Annotated in this window: 1 protein-coding gene; it reads left to right on the top strand. The window is 75.6% G+C overall.

Annotation, left to right across the window (positions count from 1 at the left end; genetic code table 11):
* A partial coding sequence (locus tag GTQ99_RS24080; RefSeq protein WP_166618120.1) for a hypothetical protein occupies positions 1–275 on the top strand: 275 nt, incomplete at both ends.

The raw sequence follows: 275 nt of genomic DNA on the forward strand, positions 1-275 counted from the left end.
TGCAGGTCGGGGTGCGCGAAGCACGCGGCACGGGCGCAACGCTGTGGCGGCTGCATGCGAACCTGTCGAGCACCCTGTTGGCCCGCTACCAGGCCGATGGTGCGCCGGAGGACCTGCAGGCCGCCGTGCACGCCGCGCGGGCGGCCCTGGCCGCCGTACCGCCGGAGCAGGCGCCCTTGCTGGCCCAAGCAGCCCTGTCCAGTGCCCTGCGCGTGCGCCACCGGCGACTGGGCGGACGCACCGACCTGCAGGAGTCCGTCGCGCTGTCGCAGGCC

The organism is Kineococcus vitellinus (genome assembly GCF_009906315.1).
Classification (GTDB): domain Bacteria; phylum Actinomycetota; class Actinomycetes; order Actinomycetales; family Kineococcaceae; genus Kineococcus; species Kineococcus vitellinus.